Origin of the sequence: Pseudooceanicola pacificus (genome assembly GCF_009789075.1) — a bacterium.
Lineage (GTDB): Bacteria > Pseudomonadota > Alphaproteobacteria > Rhodobacterales > Rhodobacteraceae > Pseudooceanicola > Pseudooceanicola pacificus.
This window is the reverse complement of the sequence record NZ_WNXQ01000009.1, coordinates 112,322-127,583: the sequence shown is the minus strand read 5'-3', so window position 1 is coordinate 127,583 and position 15,262 is coordinate 112,322. Positions and strand designations below refer to the sequence as shown.

Below are 15,262 nucleotides of genomic sequence, written 5' to 3'. Positions count from 1 at the left end.
ACCTGACCTGGAGAGACCCCATGCAACGCCCCTACCGCGAGGACCACGAGGCCTATCGCGACAGTTTCCGCCGCTTTGTCGAGGCCGAGATCGTCCCGCATCATGGCGATTGGGAAAAGGCGCATATCGTGCCGAAATCGGTCTGGCGCCGGGCCGGCGAGCTGGGCTTCCTGCTGCCTGCCATCCCCGAGGCATACGGCGGCGGCGGTGGCGATTTCGGCCATTCCGCGGTGATCATGGAGGAACTGGCCAAGGTCCATGCCTCAGGCCCCGGATTCTCGCTGCATTCCGATATCGTGGCGCCCTACCTGATGAATTTCGGCAGCGAGGCGCAGAAACGCCAGTGGCTGCCGATGATGGCCCGGGGCGAGGTCATCACCGCCATCGCCATGACCGAACCGGGCACCGGGTCGGATCTGAAGAACATCAAGACCCATGCCCGGCGCGAGGGCGACCACTACGTCATCTCGGGGCAGAAGACCTTCATCACCAACGGCCATAATGCGGGCCTGTACATCGTCGCCTGCAAGACCGACCCCGAGGCCGGGCGCAAGGGCGTCTCGCTGATCCTGGTGGAGGACACGCGCGACGGTTTTTCGCGTGGGCGGTCCATCGAGAAGCTGGGCCAGCATGCCCAGGACACGGCCGAGCTGTTCTTTGACGAGGTGCGCGTGCCGGTCACCAACCGGCTGGGCGAAGAGGGCAAGGGGTTCTCGTACCTGATGCGCGAGCTGGGGCAGGAACGGCTGATCATCGCCATCCGCGCCGCCACGATGATGGAGCAATGCCTGGCCGAGACCATCGCCTATACCAAGGGGCGCGAGGCCTTTGGTCAGCCGGTGTTCGAATTCCAGACTGCCAAGTTCCGGCTGGCCGAGGCCGCGGCGGAATGCGAGATGCTGCGCTGCTATATCGACAGCTGCCTGGCCGAGCACCTGGTCGAGAAGATCTCGCCAGAAAAGGCAGCCAAGGCCAAGCTGGTTTCGACCGAATTGCTGGGCCGCTGGCTGGACATCTTCCTGCAGCTGCACGGCGGCTATGGTTACACCACGGAATACAGCATCGGCCGGGCCTGGACCGATGCACGGGTGTTCCGGATCTACGGAGGTTCGTCCGAAATCATGCGCGAGATCATCTCGCGCACCCTGTGACCCCTGTCTGGATCAGAGGCCGACGACGTGGTTGTCCCAGGCCCGCGCGCGCAGGCCCAGCGGATGGGCCCTGCCCTCGGACAGCTTGAGCAGGCCGCCCATTCCGTCGGTCAGCAGGAAACCGTCGGGCAGGGTCGCCGCGCCGCAGACATCCGCCCGGGCCAGCGCGCCGATGAACTGCCCGCTGGCGTCGAACCGCTGCACCCGCCCGCCACGGGGCGAGGTGATCGCGATCTCGGTCCCGGCGCCGTTCATCGCGATGGAGCCGGCGTAGTTCTGCATCAGCACCTGTTCGCCCTCGGGTGCGGCAGCCAGGGTCAGCGGCTTGCCGCGGCGGTGCAGGCCCAGCAGTGGCGGGGCCAGTTCGGCGGGCCCCTCCCACTGCATGGCAAAGGCCAGCAGCCCGTCGTCGCGGGTGGCGAGGTGGCGGATGGAGTTGAAATGCAGATCGGGCTGCAGCGAGACCTGTTCGACCAGCCCGTCCTCCAGCGTCATATAGGCGAGGTTGGGGCGCATGTCGGGCAGGTTCAGCTTGGTGCGGTCGGTGGCGTCGGTCCGGATGCCGCCATTGGCCACGGCCAGGGTGCGCCCGTCGGCCATCAGCAGCACCTCATGCGGGCCGATGCCGCCGGTGGACAGCTCGCCGATGCGCAGATAGCCGCCGTCGGCGTCCCAGATTCCCAGACGCCCCGCGCTGCCATCGGCCATCTGTTCCGAGGTGACAAGGATCGCGCCCTCCTGCAGGAAGGCCCCGTGACCGTTGAACTGCCGCCCCTCGGGCGGTTCCAGCCGGTGGCGGACCTTGCCGATCGCGCAGTCGACCACCAGCGCATAGGCGCCAGGGCGGCGGGCAAAGAACACCGCCTCGGGCCGGTCGGGATGGCCCGCCCCGGCATGGCCCCGGGCGGGCAGCGGGATGCGAAAGGTATCGGCCCCGCCCGCGGTGATCCCGTAAAGCGCATAGCTGCCGTCCGCCTCCTTCGCGCAGGCGAGGAAGGCGGGGCTGCCCGCATCGGCCCAGCTGAGCGTCGGCAGGGTCGATGCGGCGAGGAGCGAGGCAAGAAATCCGCGGCGGGTGGTCATTCGGCTTGTCCTTTCGGCTGGCGATCCCGGGCCCATGCCCCGGCGCGCCCGGGGCGTGGCGCGGGCCGCAGGCGTCGCGCGAAGGGCGGCGGGGGGCCTGTCCGGCTCAGTCCCCGTCGCCCGAGTTGAACCCGGCGGCCACGCCCAGCGGATCGCCGATCTCGTCCGAGACGGCGGCGCGGATCGCCTGAATGCGCTGCTGCAGGATCTCGACATGCAGCCGCTCCTGCGGATCCTCGATGGTCTGGAAGGTCGGGTCCTCGATATTCGCCGTGACATCCGCCGCCGCGGCAAAGGCCGCGTCGGTCTCAGGGGTCGGGCCGTTGGCCAGCGTTCTGGCCAGCCCGTGCAGCGCCTTGAGCGACAGTTCGACATTGCGCAGGGGACGGCCGGACCGCCAGGCCTCGGCCCGGGTCGGGCGGGGGCGCTCGAACGTGCCCAAAGGACGGCCCAGCCGGGTTTCGGCGTTGAACTCCAGCCCCGCCATCAGCTGGGTATAGAGCGCGCGCAGCGCCTCGTCCTTGCTGAGGTAGACCGGATTGTTGTCCGCCCCGGCGCTGAGCAGCGTATCGGCAAACCCCCCGGCCCAGCCGGTTTCCAGCCGGGTCGCGGTGCGGGCCAGGTCGGCGGCGATGGTCTGCACCAGCCGGCAGGAATAGCTGCCGGTCTCATAACCGTCGAACGCGGGATCGAACAGCATCGCCTCAAGCGCGAAGAACCCGCGCGCCGCCGCCGAGACCTCGGCATAGCCGCCCACGTCATCGGCCACCGGGTCCTGATCGGCGATCATCCCGGCCAGGGTCTTGCCGACAAAACCGCGCTTGTCGGGCCAGAAGGCGATGGAATGGGTCACCGCCTCGGTCGGGCCAAGCTGCAGATGCGCCACGCCCAGCCAGGCATCGAAGGCGGCGTTGTAGCTGTCGTCGAGCGCGGCAGGGGTGCAATCGGCCGCCGCCGCATCGGCCAGGGCCGAGGTCGCCCTGCTGAAGGCCTGAAACCCCGGCATGGCGTGTTCGTTCACCACCTCGGGCACCGCGGCGGCAACCGGTCCGGCAAGGGTCAGGGCAAGGGCCAGGGTTCGGATCATCACAGCGACTCCAGGTATCGTATCAGGGCGGCACGATCCGGCGCGGGCATGTCGATCACGGCCTGTTTCTGGGCCTCGGCCTCTCCGCCGTGCCACAGGACCGCCTCCAGCAGGCTCCGCGCCCGGCCGTCGTGCAGCAGGAAGCTGTGTCCGCTCACCTGCCGGGTCAAGCCGATACCCCAGAGCGGCGCGGTACGCCACTCACGTCCGTTGGCGCGGAATTCAGGACGGTTGTCCGCCAGCCCCTCGCCCATGTCGTGCAGCAGAAGGTCGGTATAGGGCCAGATCAGCTGGAAACTCTGCTCGTCGCGCCCCTTCAGCCGGGCGGTCACGAATTTCGGAACGTGGCACGAGGTGCAGCCGGTGGCATAGAACACCTCCTTGCCGCGCAGCACCTCGGGATCGTCGATGTCGCGCCGGGCGGGCACCGCAAGGTTGCGCGAGTAGAAGGTGACGAGATCCAGCCCTTCGCCGTCGATCTCGGTGCCGCGCGCATCGCCGCCGCCGTCGGGCAGGCCCCGGCAGATGTCCTGCGCGGCGGTGCATTCGCCCCAGCCCGCCGCATGCATGGGCGAGCTGATCCCGATGTCTCCGGAAAACGCCCCCGCCGACTGCGCCTTGATGGTGGGCATCCCGGCCTTCAGCCCGAAACGGCCCAGCATGGGCTGGCCGAATTCCTCGGACCAGACGATATTGGCCCTCCCCGAGATGCCGTCGCCATCGGCGTCGTCGGGATCCTCATGCGCCAGGATATCGCCGGCGGGGATCGCCTCCAGCAGGCCCAGCCCGATCATCTGCGGCGCCACGCGGGGCGAGGTCATCGCCCCCTCGCCCAGGGGGCCGTAGCCCAGGTTGTCGGCGCGCCAGACCGGGCGGCGCAGGCTGGCGCTTTCGCCATCGGACAGGGCGATTTCTTCCTCGGCCCATTCGACGCCCAGCCGGTATTCGGCGGGCTGGCCCTGCACGGCAAAGTTCTGCAACTGCAGGCCATAGACCGGGTCGGGCCGGTCGCGGTCGACATGGCCATCGAGCGCGGCCAGATAGGCCTCGATCCCGGTCATCGGCTCATCGTCGCCGGCGGGCACCGACACACGCAGAAAGATCGAGCTCGGCTCCTCTCCCTCCACCGGCGGGTGGCCGCGCCCGTCCTTCAGGTGGCAGGACTGGCAGCCGCGCGCGTTGAACAGCGGGCCCAGCCCGTCCGAGGCCAGCGTGGACGAGGGCGACGAGACCCAGATCTTGCGGAACAGCCCGTTGCCCACCTTGAACAGCAATTCGTTCTCGAAGGACATGTTGCCCGAGGGCTGCGAGAACGCATCCGCATTGTCGCGCGCCCGCACCGTGGCGGCACCGGCGGGATTGCCCTCGAACCTTTCGGGCGCGGTGAAATCCGTGGCGGGTTCGGTGACCCGGGCGATCCGCGCGGCGTCGTCCGCGCTGCGCGGGATCGTGTCCAGATGCGGGTCCGAAGCGAGGTCGGCAGCAGCGACCGCCGCCGGCAGGCAAGCCAGAAGAAGACAGGCGAAGCGCTTACTCGGCTTCGTCCATCTTCGACGCGTTGAGTTGGGCATAGCGTTCGCCACCGATCTTTTCGTAGAGGTCGATCTGGGTTTCCAGGAAGTCGATATGCCCTTCCTCGTCCGCCATCAGCTCCTCGAACAGCTTCATCGAGACAAAATCGCTGACCGACCCGCAATATTCCCGCGCCTCGCGATAGAGTTCGCGGGCCTCGTGCTCGGCGGCGAGGTCGGATTTCAGCGTCTCGATCGGGGTTTCGCCGATCCGGAGCGGGTCCAGTTTCTGCAGGTTCGGGTGGCCCTCCAGGAACAGGATGCGCTGGATCAGCTTGTCCGCGTGGTGCATCTCTTCGATGCTTTCCTCGCGGCTTTTCCTGGCCATGTGGCCGAGGCCCCAGTCTTCCTGCATGCGAAAGTGCAGCCAGTACTGGCTGACCGCGGTCAGCTCGCTGCGCAATGCGCTGTTAAGGTACTCGATGACCTTGGCGTCGCCCTTCATATTCGGCTCCCTCCTGTTGGCCGCGGCGCAGGCCGCGTAGCTGCATGGGGACACCGGTGTTGTCGTTCGCCCGCATGGTCGACAGGAACAGGGGCATGCAGCCGCCGCAATCCGCCGCCTTGCCGAGCGCGCGATACACCTTGCCCGGCGTGATGATCGTCGCCGGGTCCGCGGCGCGCATCCAGTCGATGGCCGAATGGATGTCGCGGTCGGTGATGTGCCGGCAATGGCAGACGATCATCGCGTGGCCTCCTTACTGGAACACCGCATCGGGATTGTCGAGCGAATCCGAGCCCGCAAACCCGATCTGGTCCAGCCCGAGCGCCGCGACGGCCCTCTCGATGGAGCGGGTCTGCGTGATCAGCCCGTCGACGGCGGCCTGGATCAGCGCCTCGCCTTCGGCATTGCCGCGTGCCAGCATCATGTCGTAGTGAAACCCGCCTTCGGCCGCATCGCGGATCGCGCCAAGCGCCGCCATCGTCGACTCCAGTTCGCCGGTCAGGCGGGTGTCGACCGCGGGATCGGCCTCGGCCACCAGATCCGACAGGGACGGGCCGCTGACGGTCGAACCGTCGACGCGGGTATACGTGCCCAGATAGACGTTCTGCACGCCCTTGCCGTCGTAGTAATGGCTCATGTGGGTGTTGTCGGAAAAGCAGTCATGCTCTTCCTCGGGGTCGTTCAGCATCAGGCCCAGCTTCATCCGCTCGCCCGCCTGTTCGCCATAGGACAGGCTACCCATCCCGGTCAGCATCGCCACGATGCCGGCATCCTCGTCCGATTCCAGCGTGGTGCGGGCCGCGCCGTCCTCGGCCCACTGGGCTGCCATATATTCCAGATCCGACACCAGCAGCTGGGTCGCCGCCGTCAGATAGGCCCCGCGCCGGTCGCAGTTGCCGTGGGTGCAGTCATCGCCCGTGGCGTAATCGGTCCAGGGGCGTTCGCCCGCCCCGGCCTCGGTCCCGTGCAGATCCTGGCCCCAGAGCAGGAATTCGATGGCATGGTAGCCCGAGGCGACATTGGCCTCGACCTCGTCGGCCTCGTGCAGGGTCGACTCGATCAGCTCGGGGGTGATCTCGGTCGCGTCGACCTCTTCGCCCGACAGGGTGAATTTCGGCGTCGCGATCACGTTCAGCGCGGCATAGCCGTTTTCATCCGTCGCCCCGCCATAGCCCGGGTCGACATAGTCGATCAGCCCCTCGTCCAGCGGCCAGGAATTCACCTTGCCCTCCCAGTCGTCCACGATGGGATTGCCGAAGCGGAAGGCCTCGGTCTGCTGATACGGCACGCGGGCGGCCTTCCACGCGATGCGCGCGGCCTCCAGCGCCTCGGCCGAGGGGGTGTCGACCAGCGTCCGCACCGCCGCCTGCAGGGCCCTGGCGGTGGACAGGCTGTCCTCGTACCCGGCCAGGGCGATATCGGCATAGGTGTCGATCACTTCGGCCTTCTCGACCGCAAATGCGGGGGCGGCCGTCAGGGCGGTGGTGGCGAGGAACAGGGCGAAGCGGCCGGTCATGACGGGTCCTTTCGTCGGGCTCCGGACGCGAGAGTCGCCCGGACATGTGATTGCCCGGAACCTGAGCAAAACAGTAGGTGATGTCAATTCTTAAACTGATTGTTTTGATCGGGTAAGATGACGCAGCCCCCTGCGGCATGGAATTCCGGACTGGAACCCGCGGCCCTGCGGCGGCACAAAGGGGGCGACAGCAACGCATGGGGCCGAGATGGTGCGCGTATTGGCAGCGATCTGGATCGCGATGATGATCCTGTCCGTGGCGGTGCCCGCCCTGACACCCGCCACCGATATGGGGCTGACGCGCGGGCTGAACCGGGTGATGACCTTCCTCGCCTTCCAGCTGGCCGCCGGCTTGCCCGCCTTCTGGCTCTGGGCGCTGTCGGGGCGTCAGCCGGGCGCCGCGCGGCGCTGGCTGGCGCGCATCCCCGGGCTGGTCGCGCTGGCGCTGGCCCTGGGCATCGCGGCGCTGCTGCTCTGGCCCGAGATGTCGGTCCAGCGCCCCGACAGCCCGCCCCCGCCGCCCGGCCCGGTCACCACAACCGTCGACACCTGATCGCGCGGCCCGGAACCGCCTATCAGGTGGACGCCGCCCGCGCCGCGCTTTAGGTTCGGGCAGAACCGCGAGGACGCCACCGCCCCATGCAGGATACCCAACCCAAGGCCTACCAGGTCCTGGCCCGGAAATACCGGCCCGAAACCTTTGCCGACCTCGTCGGACAGGATGCGATGGTGCGCACCCTGCGCAACGCCTTCAAGGCCGACCGCATCGCCCAGGCCTTCATCATGACGGGCATCCGGGGCACCGGAAAGACGACCACCGCGCGGATCATCGCCAAGGGGATGAACTGCATCGGCACCGACGGCACCGGCGGGCCCACCACCGAACCCTGCGGCCAGTGCGAGCATTGCAAGGCGATCATGGAGGGCCGTCACGTCGACGTGCTGGAAATGGACGCGGCGTCGAACACCTCGGTCAACGATATCCGCGAGATCATCGACTCGGTGCACTACCGGGCGGCCTCGGCGCGCTACAAGATCTACATCATCGACGAGGTGCACATGCTCTCGACCAGCGCGTTCAACGCGCTGCTCAAGACGCTGGAAGAGCCGCCCGCCCATGTGAAGTTCATCTTTGCCACCACCGAGATCCGCAAGGTCCCGGTGACGGTGCTGTCGCGCTGCCAGCGCTTCGACCTGCGCCGGATCGAACCCGAGGTGATGCTGGCCCTGATGCGCCGCATCGCCGGGGCCGAAGGGGCCGAGATCACCGACGACGCCCTGGCGCTGATCGTGCGCGCCGCCGAAGGGTCGGCCCGCGACGCGACCTCGCTGCTGGACCAGGCGATCAGCCACGGCGCGGGCGAGACAGGCGCCGATCAGGTGCGCGCCATGCTGGGGCTGGCCGACCGGGGCCGCGTGCTGGACCTGTTCGAGATGATCATGCGGGGCGATGCCGCCGCCGCCCTGGGCGAATTGTCGGCGCAATATGCCGACGGGGCCGACCCGATGGCGGTGCTGCGCGACCTGGCCGAGATCACGCACTGGATTTCCGTCGTGCAGATCACGCCCGAGGCGGCCGAGGATCCCACCATCGGCCCCGACGAACGCGCCCGGGGGCAGGACCTAGCCACCCGTCTGCCGATGCGGGTGCTGACCCGGATGTGGCAGATGCTGCTGAAATCGCTGGAAGAAGTCGCCGCCGCGCCCAATGCGATGATGGCGGCCGAGATGGCGATCATCCGCCTGACCCATGTCGCCGACCTGCCCGCGCCGGAGGAACTGCTGCGCCGCCTGCAATCGGAAACGCCCCCGCCGCCGCCCCCCGGTGGCGGCATGGCGCAGCGCCCCCCGGCCTCCGCGCCGGGGGCCCATGCCGCAGGATCCGCCGCCCCCGCGCCCCAGCCCTCACGCGGGCCCGTCCAGCAGGGCGGCGGCGGCGAGGCGATGGCGCTGGCTGCCGAACAGGCGCTGGCCCGCTATCCCAGCTTCGAGCATGTGGTCGAGCTGATCCGCTCCAACCGCGACGTGAAACTGCTGGTCGAGGTCGAGACCGGCCTCCGCCTGGCCGCCTATCGCCCCGGCCGGATCGAGTTCCAGCCCGCCCCCGGCGCGCCGCAGGACCTGGCGCAGCGCCTGGGGCAGCGGCTGCAGCACTGGACCGGCAACCGCTGGGCCGTGACCCTGGTGAACGAGGGCGGGGGCGAGACCATCGCCGAGGTGCGCGACGCCCGCGCCCGCGCGCTGGAGCAGGAGGCCCTGGCCCATCCGCTGGTCTCGGCCGTGCTGACCGCCTTTCCCAAGGCCAGGATCACCGCGATCCGCACCCCCGAGGAGGTCGCCGCCACCGCCGAGGCCGAGGCCCTGCCCGAGGTCGAGGACGAGTGGGACCCCTTCGAGGAAGACTGACGCCGCGGGGGACTGGTGACGGGAGAGACTGGCGCCAGGCAAGACCGCCGGCAAGAAAGACCGGCGCCGGGGCAGACTGACAGGCCCCCGGCCCTTGCGCCGCGCGGGTCATGCCGCAATATGACATGCAAACCCGGCCTGCCGCCGGAGCAGAGAGACAAAGGAGATCACGGAATGTTCAAGGGCCTCGGACAGATGGGCGACATGGCCAAGATGATGAAGTCCGCCCAGGAGCTGCAGACCAAGATGACGCAGCTGCAGGAGGACATGCATGCCATGATCGTCACCGGCGAAAGCGGCGCGGGCCTCGTCAAGGCCAGCTGCAGCGCCAAGGGCGAGCTCAAGTCGCTGGACATCGACCCGTCGATCTTCAACCCCGACGAAAAGGAAGTGGTCGAGGATTTGATCCTCGCCGCCATCAAGGACGCCCAGTCCCGCGCGCAGGACCGTCAGCAGGAAGAGATGAACAAGCTGACCGAAGCCATGGGCCTGCCCAAGGACCTCAAGCTGCCGTTTTGATCGCGCCCTTCCTTCTGACCCCTGACATGGCACTGCGCCTGGCCGGCCCCGGCCCGCTGTCGCCTGTCCGGGTGTCGGGGGTCGTGCTGGGCGCGCTGCTGCCCTGGCTCGTCACCGGGCTGGCGCTCTTTGCCACCGGGATCGGGCTTGAGGCCGCGGGCGAGGCGCTTGGCGAAGGGCCCTATGGCCCCCTCAGGGCCGCCGCGTCCGCCGTCGCGCTGATGTTCTTTCCCTTCTGCCTGGGCTGGCTGGCGCTCTGGCTGCCTGCCGCTCTGCGCGCCCTGGCCGCCCGCCGGCCGGTGGCCGACGCCGCCGGGTTCTGGCGCGCCCACCGGCGCCTGTTCATGGGCACCGCGCTATGAGTTCCACCGGCGACATCCAGGCGCTGATCGACATGATGGCGCGGCTGCCCGGCCTGGGCCCGCGCTCGGCCCGGCGCGCGGTGCTGCACATGATCCGCAAGCGCGCCCTGCTGCTGACGCCGCTGGCCGACCAGATGCACCGGGTGGCCGCCTCGGTGCGCGAATGCGCCACCTGCGGCAACCTCGGCAGCACCGACCGCTGCGACATCTGCCTGTCCGAGAAACGCGCCAATGGCGAGCTCTGCGTGGTCGAGGATGTGGCCGACCTCTGGGCGATGGAACGCTCGGGCGTGTTCCGCGGGCGCTATCACGTGCTGGGCGGCACGCTTTCGGCGCTTGACGCCATCGGCCCCGAGGAGCTGCGCATCCCCCGCCTGCTGGACCGGATCGCGCCCGAGGGCATCACCGAGGTCATCCTGGCGCTGAATGCCACAGTCGACGGCCAGACCACCGCGCATTACATCGCCGACCAGCTGGAGGGGCGGGTGATGCTGACCTCGCTGGCCCAGGGCGTGCCCATCGGCGGAGAGCTCGACTACCTCGACGACGGCACGATCACCGCCGCGCTCAGGGCGCGCAAGCAGCTCTGAGGGATCAGACCGCCGCCTCGTAGGCCCAGTCCGGCAGATCGTTGCCCTGCACCAGTTCCGCGCCCAGGCGGCCCAGTTCGTCGGAACATTTGGCGCCGCGCCCGCAGCCGGCCACCGCCACCGCCACCCGGTCCCCCATCCAGCGGAATTGCGCGATATTCTCGGCCACATAGGTGGTGACGCAGGGGATCGTGCGGCGCGACAGAATGTCGAGGCCCGGCACCCGCGCCCTGACCGCCGCCTCCAGCTGCGCGCCGACCTCGGCCGAGCCGTCCGAGCGGAACCAGTCGCGCAGGGCCGCCTCGCCCTCCAGCAGGACGTTGACCATGTCGCCGCCCATCTTCAGGTACCACTTGCCGTCCGGGTAGAGGATCGGCGGCAGCATGTAGGGGTCGTTGCCGTCGGGCTGCTGGTAGATCAGCGACGGCATCGACCGGTGCCGCGCGGCTTCCTCGGGCGAGAGTTCCAGCAGCGCCGCCGTGCGCGCGTAGACAGTGATGTCGAGCGCCCCGCCGAACAGGGTGTTGGTAAACCCCCCGGCGGCGACAAGCACACGGTCGGCCGTGACCTCGCCTGCCTCCGTCGCGATGCGCACGCCATCCGCCCCTTCGTCGAAGCCGAGCGCGCGGGCCGCCACGAGTCGCGCCCCCGCCCGCTGCGCCGCGCGGGTCTGCGCCTGCACCAGGCGGCGCGGGCTGATGTGACCGGCATTGCGCGGTTCGTACAGCGCCAGCGTCCCCTCGGGAAAGGCGAAATAGGGGAACAGGCGCGCCAGGTCCCTGTCCCGCAATTCCTCGCATTGGATCGCGTCGCGATCCCGCACCGCGCAGAGCCGATCCATCAGCGCCGAGCCCTCGGGCCCCGCCATCAGGCTGCCCGCCTCGGTAAAGAAGGGCACGCCGCTTTCATCCTCGATCTCGCGATACCGCGCGATCGACGCGCGCGAGACCGTCGACCAGAAGGGCCAGGGATCCAGCCCCCGGGTGATCCGCCCCTCGTCGTAATGGCTGGCAAAGACCCCGTCATGGGCCTTGCGATCCGCCGGTTCGTCGGGGCCGATCAGGGTGATGTCATGCCCCTGCCGCGCCAGATGCCGGGCCGCCGCCGACCCGATCAACCCGCGCCCGATGACCGCTATCCGCATGACCCCATACCCCCTGTCCGTTCCGGTTCGCCCGCAGGTAATCACGCGCCCGGGGAAATGGGAACGCCGTTCGTCGCCAGATCGCACCACGGTCCCGGGTCAGGCACCTGCAGGCGGGACCCGCGTCAGGAATGTCCTGTCCTCGCGCGTGATGAACCTTTCCCTTTGCGCGAATTCATAGGCCTGCCGCCCCAGCGGATCGGCCGCCAGCCGGGCCTTGTAGGCTTCGTACGCCGCAAGGCTTTCGATGTCGTAAATGCCATAGGCCAGCGTGGCCGAGCCCTCATGCGGCAGGTAATAGCCGGTCAGGCTGGCCCCGCAGCGCGGGATCGCCTCGGCCCAGTTGCGGGCATATTCCGCAAATTGCGCCTTCTTTGCCGGGTCGATGTGGTAGCGGATGATGCAGGTCAGCATGGGTGCCCTCTTGATTGGTGTGCCCCCGGGGTCTAATCCGGTTGGCATCACGGATGCTTCGATGGAGGTCGAAGGATGAGGGAAGGCCCGGATATTGCCCGCATCGCCGCGCTGATCGGCGATCCGGCGCGCGCCAACATCCTGACCGCGCTGCTGAGCGGCAAGGCGCTGACCGCAACCGAACTGGCGGCCGAGGCCGGGGTGACGGCTCAGACCGCCTCCACCCACCTGGCGCGGCTGGCCGAGGGCGGTCTGATCGAGACCCGCCGCCAGGGACGGCACAAATACGTCACCCTCGCCTCCGAGGAGGTCGCCGCCGTGCTGGAGGCTCTGACAGGGCTGGCCGCCGGACAGGGCCATCTGCGCACCCGCACCGGCCCGAAGGATGCCGAGCTGCGCCGCGCCCGGGTCTGTTACAACCACCTGGCCGGGGATATGGGCGTGCGCCTGTTCGAAAGCATGGCAGCGCGCCGCCTGCTGGAGGTGCGCCCGGACGGCGTGACCCTGGCGCCCGCCGGACAGGATTTCGTCAGCGCCTTCGGCATCGACCTCGCGGCGCTCAGGTCGCACCGCACACCGCTGTGCCTGCCCTGCCTCGACTGGAGCGAGCGGCGCAGCCATCTGGCCGGCAGCCTGGGCCGCGCAATGCTGACCCGGATGCAAGAGCTGGGCTGGCTGCGCCGGGCCGAAGGACGGCTGATCCGGGTCACCGCGCGGGGCGAAACGGACTTCGCCCGCGCCTTTCCCGTCTGAACCGGGCGGGACGGGGTCGCGGCTTAACGGAATCGCAACACAGCTCGCTTCATCATCATCGCGGGGGTGAAACAGGGTGACCGACCATGTCTGTCTGCACAACCTCCGTGCCCAAAGCAAATGTCTGCCTTGCCTGCCGCATGTCCAACGCCGCGCGAGATAACGGGGTGGTGCCCGGCGCGCGTGCGACCCCGACAGCAACGCCGCCGCCGGTGGCCGGGCCAGGCCTTTCGGGCCGGGCCGTGGAGCCGCCGGATACCGTCAACGCCATGTCCGTATTCGATTCGCTGGTGATCCGCCCACAACCGCGCACCGCCAGCGCGGACCTGTCGGCGGCCCGGGCCGAACGTCTCTACCTCGACGCCCAGCGGACCGGCACCCGCGTGGCCTGACCACCCGCGGGGCCTGTCCGGTGCCCGCCCGCCGGGCCGGGGCGGCGCGCAGGCCCGTTTCGCCGCACCGCCGGCCGGGGTCGCAACGCAAAACGGGCGCAGCCTGCGCCGCGCCCGCCCGTATCGCCATCCTGCCCCGCGGGGCCGCCCTGTCAGGGCTGGTCGTCCTCGTCATCGTCAACCGGCGCATTCGGCAGGTTGAAGAAGCTGTCGGCGTCGACCAGGTTGTCTTCCTTCTCGTCCTCGTCGTCATCCGACAGCGAGAAGGTCTCCAGCCCCTCGATCGCGGTCGGCATGCGCGGCTCGGCTTCCATGCCCAGGCTCTGCTCGGTCGACAGCAGCTTGCGGCGCTCGTCGTCGGTCATCGCGGCGCCGTCGGCCAGGCGCTTGGCGGCGGCCTTCTGCACGGCGGTGTCCAGTTCCGACTGCTTGCACAGGCCCAGGGCGACCGGGTCGATCGGCTGGATATTGGCGATGTTCCAGTGGGTCCGCTCGCGGATCGACTGGATCGTCGGCTTGGTCGTGCCCACCAGCTTGGAGACCTGGCCATCGGTCAGCTCGGGGTGGAACTTGACCAGCCAGAGGATCGCCGCCGGGCGGTCCTGCCGCTTGGACAGCGGGGTGTAGCGCGGGCCGCGGCGCTTTTCCTCGCCCACGGCGGCCGGGTTGAACTTCAGCTTCAGCTTGTGAAACGGGTCCTTCTCGGCCTTGTCGATCTCGTCCTGGGTCAGCTGGTTGTTGGTGATCGGGTCAAACCCCTTCACGCCGGCGGCCACGTCGCCATCGGCAATCCCCTGGACTTCCAGCTCGTGCAGGCCGACGAAATCGGCGATCTGCTTGAAGCTGAGCGTCGTGTTGTCCACCAGCCAGACGGCGGTCGCCTTGGCCATGAGCGGTTTGTTCATCCTGCACACTCCTTCAAACGTCTGCGCCGCCCCGGACGGGCGGCAAGTCTTCCCCGTCGCCTGTTTCCAGGCGGCACCGGGTTCCGGTGCGGGTTTCCGTTGTCGGGGAACTTGGCGGCTATATAGTCGCCCGGAACCGAGTTGGAAAGAGAGAATGCACAGGCTGATCCCCCTGCTCCTGGCCCTGGTCCTGTCCGCCCCCGCCGCGCGGGCCGATGGCGAACCGGCCGGGGAATTCGACTACTACCTGCTGGCGCTGAGCTGGTCCCCCACCTGGTGCGCGCTGGAAGGACGGGCGCGCAACTCGCCCCAATGCGCGCCCGACCGGCGCTTCGGCTGGGTCCTGCACGGGCTCTGGCCGCAGTTCGAGGACGGCTATCCCAGCTATTGCCGCAACGCCGCCCGCCCGCCCTCGCGCCAGGAGACCGCGGCGATGGAGGATATCATGGGCACCCCCGGCGCGGCCTGGTACCAGTGGAAGAAACACGGCGTCTGCTCCGGCCTCGCCGCGCGCGACTACTTCCGCCTCGCCCGCCTCGCCTGGGACCGCGTCACCCGCCCCGAGGTGCTGCGCACCCTCGCCCGCGACGTGACCCTGCCCGCCAAGGTGGTCGAACAGGCCTTCCTGGAGGCGAACCCGGGCTGGAGCGCCGACATGCTGACCATCACCTGCAAGTCCGGCCGCATACAGGAGGCTCGCCTCTGCCTGACCCGCGACCTGGAACCCCGGCCTTGCGGCGCGGATGTGCGGCGCGACTGCGCCATGACCGACGCCCTGCTGGAACGCATCGACTGACCCCGCCCCAAGGGCGCGCCACCCGCAGCCAGGGCCGGTCCGCCCCGCTTCCTCTGGCCATAAATATCCCCGCCGGAGGCTTCGCGGCGGAAGGCCACCCCTTGCGGGTGGAATTCCGCCGCGAACCC

Annotated in this window: 18 protein-coding genes; 9 read left to right on the top strand and 9 right to left on the bottom strand. The window is 69.1% G+C overall.

Features of this window, described 5'->3' with window-relative positions:
• The first annotated feature begins 20 nt into the window (after positions 1 to 20).
• On the top strand, positions 21 to 1,151 hold the full coding sequence (locus tag GLS40_RS14800) for an acyl-CoA dehydrogenase family protein (RefSeq protein ID WP_160383518.1): 1,131 nt from the start codon (positions 21 to 23) through the stop codon (positions 1,149 to 1,151).
• Positions 1,152 to 1,163: 12 nt separating this feature from the next.
• Here the strand turns inward: GLS40_RS14800 and GLS40_RS14795 are convergent, their stop codons facing one another.
• The 6 genes from GLS40_RS14795 to GLS40_RS14770 form a co-directional block, all read right to left on the bottom strand.
• Positions 1,164 to 2,234: a DUF1513 domain-containing protein gene (locus GLS40_RS14795; protein WP_160383517.1), complete on the bottom strand. Its 1,071-nt coding sequence runs from the start codon at positions 2,232 to 2,234 to the stop codon at positions 1,164 to 1,166.
• A gap of 106 nt (positions 2,235 to 2,340) precedes the next feature.
• Positions 2,341 to 3,321 carry an imelysin family protein gene (locus GLS40_RS14790; RefSeq protein ID WP_160383516.1) on the bottom strand — a complete coding sequence of 327 codons (981 nt, stop codon included), beginning with the start codon at positions 3,319 to 3,321 and terminating at the stop codon, positions 2,341 to 2,343.
• On the bottom strand, positions 3,321 to 4,892 hold the full coding sequence (locus tag GLS40_RS14785; RefSeq protein ID WP_160383515.1) for a di-heme oxidoreductase family protein: 1,572 nt from the start codon (positions 4,890 to 4,892) through the stop codon (positions 3,321 to 3,323). Before GLS40_RS14785 ends, GLS40_RS14790 begins: the two co-directional genes overlap by 1 nt.
• Positions 4,852 to 5,337, bottom strand: a complete 486-nt coding sequence (gene bfr, locus GLS40_RS14780; protein ID WP_160383514.1) for a bacterioferritin — start codon at positions 5,335 to 5,337, stop codon at positions 4,852 to 4,854. The genes GLS40_RS14785 and bfr overlap by 41 nt, the downstream gene beginning before the upstream one ends.
• Positions 5,303 to 5,578 (bottom strand): (2Fe-2S)-binding protein, encoded by a 276-nt coding sequence (locus GLS40_RS14775; protein WP_160383513.1) that lies wholly within the window; start codon positions 5,576 to 5,578, stop codon positions 5,303 to 5,305. Before GLS40_RS14775 ends, bfr begins: the two co-directional genes overlap by 35 nt.
• Before the next feature lie 12 nt (positions 5,579 to 5,590).
• Positions 5,591 to 6,853 carry an imelysin family protein gene (locus tag GLS40_RS14770; protein WP_160383512.1) on the bottom strand — a complete coding sequence of 421 codons (1,263 nt, stop codon included), beginning with the start codon at positions 6,851 to 6,853 and terminating at the stop codon, positions 5,591 to 5,593.
• A gap of 208 nt (positions 6,854 to 7,061) precedes the next feature.
• On the opposite strand from GLS40_RS14770, the gene GLS40_RS14765 reads away from it, so the two are divergent.
• The 5 genes from GLS40_RS14765 to recR all read left to right on the top strand — a co-directional run bounded on the left by GLS40_RS14765 (position 7,062) and on the right by recR (position 10,730).
• Complete coding sequence (locus GLS40_RS14765; RefSeq protein ID WP_160383511.1) at positions 7,062 to 7,406, top strand: hypothetical protein; 345 nt, start codon at positions 7,062 to 7,064, stop codon at positions 7,404 to 7,406.
• An 86-nt stretch (positions 7,407 to 7,492) separates the two neighbouring features.
• A complete protein-coding gene (locus GLS40_RS14760; RefSeq protein ID WP_160383510.1) occupies positions 7,493 to 9,259 on the top strand; it encodes a DNA polymerase III subunit gamma/tau in 1,767 nt (588 codons plus the stop codon).
• Positions 9,260 to 9,433: 174 nt separating this feature from the next.
• On the top strand, positions 9,434 to 9,778 hold the full coding sequence (locus GLS40_RS14755) for a YbaB/EbfC family nucleoid-associated protein (RefSeq protein WP_160383509.1): 345 nt from the start codon (positions 9,434 to 9,436) through the stop codon (positions 9,776 to 9,778).
• Positions 9,779 to 9,804: 26 nt separating this feature from the next.
• Positions 9,805 to 10,140, top strand: a complete 336-nt coding sequence (locus GLS40_RS14750) for a hypothetical protein (RefSeq protein ID WP_160383508.1) — start codon at positions 9,805 to 9,807, stop codon at positions 10,138 to 10,140.
• Positions 10,137 to 10,730 carry a recombination mediator RecR gene (recR, locus tag GLS40_RS14745; RefSeq protein WP_160383507.1) on the top strand — a complete coding sequence of 198 codons (594 nt, stop codon included), beginning with the start codon at positions 10,137 to 10,139 and terminating at the stop codon, positions 10,728 to 10,730. Before GLS40_RS14750 ends, recR begins: the two co-directional genes overlap by 4 nt.
• A gap of 4 nt (positions 10,731 to 10,734) precedes the next feature.
• On the opposite strand, the gene GLS40_RS14740 is transcribed toward recR, so the two are convergent.
• Together GLS40_RS14740 and GLS40_RS14735 are read right to left on the bottom strand one after the other, a co-directional pair.
• Entirely contained in the window at positions 10,735 to 11,874 is a 1,140-nt protein-coding gene (locus GLS40_RS14740; RefSeq protein WP_160383506.1) for an NAD(P)/FAD-dependent oxidoreductase, read from the bottom strand.
• Between the two features lie 99 nt (positions 11,875 to 11,973).
• Positions 11,974 to 12,288 carry an NIPSNAP family protein gene (locus GLS40_RS14735; RefSeq protein WP_160383505.1) on the bottom strand — a complete coding sequence of 105 codons (315 nt, stop codon included), beginning with the start codon at positions 12,286 to 12,288 and terminating at the stop codon, positions 11,974 to 11,976.
• 75 nt (positions 12,289 to 12,363) lie between these two features.
• On the opposite strand from GLS40_RS14735, the gene GLS40_RS14730 reads away from it, so the two are divergent.
• Together GLS40_RS14730 and GLS40_RS18150 are read left to right on the top strand one after the other, a co-directional pair.
• Positions 12,364 to 13,041 (top strand): ArsR/SmtB family transcription factor, encoded by a 678-nt coding sequence (locus tag GLS40_RS14730; RefSeq protein ID WP_160383504.1) that lies wholly within the window; start codon positions 12,364 to 12,366, stop codon positions 13,039 to 13,041.
• Between the two features lie 269 nt (positions 13,042 to 13,310).
• Positions 13,311 to 13,433 (top strand): hypothetical protein, encoded by a 123-nt coding sequence (locus tag GLS40_RS18150; protein ID WP_268892965.1) that lies wholly within the window; start codon positions 13,311 to 13,313, stop codon positions 13,431 to 13,433.
• A 152-nt stretch (positions 13,434 to 13,585) separates the two neighbouring features.
• On the opposite strand, the gene GLS40_RS14725 is transcribed toward GLS40_RS18150, so the two are convergent.
• Positions 13,586 to 14,338, bottom strand: a complete 753-nt coding sequence (locus GLS40_RS14725) for a DUF1013 domain-containing protein (RefSeq protein WP_160383503.1) — start codon at positions 14,336 to 14,338, stop codon at positions 13,586 to 13,588.
• A gap of 154 nt (positions 14,339 to 14,492) precedes the next feature.
• On the opposite strand from GLS40_RS14725, the gene GLS40_RS14720 reads away from it, so the two are divergent.
• Positions 14,493 to 15,134 (top strand): ribonuclease T2 family protein, encoded by a 642-nt coding sequence (locus tag GLS40_RS14720; RefSeq protein ID WP_160383502.1) that lies wholly within the window; start codon positions 14,493 to 14,495, stop codon positions 15,132 to 15,134.
• The last annotated feature ends 128 nt before the right edge of the window (positions 15,135 to 15,262 follow it).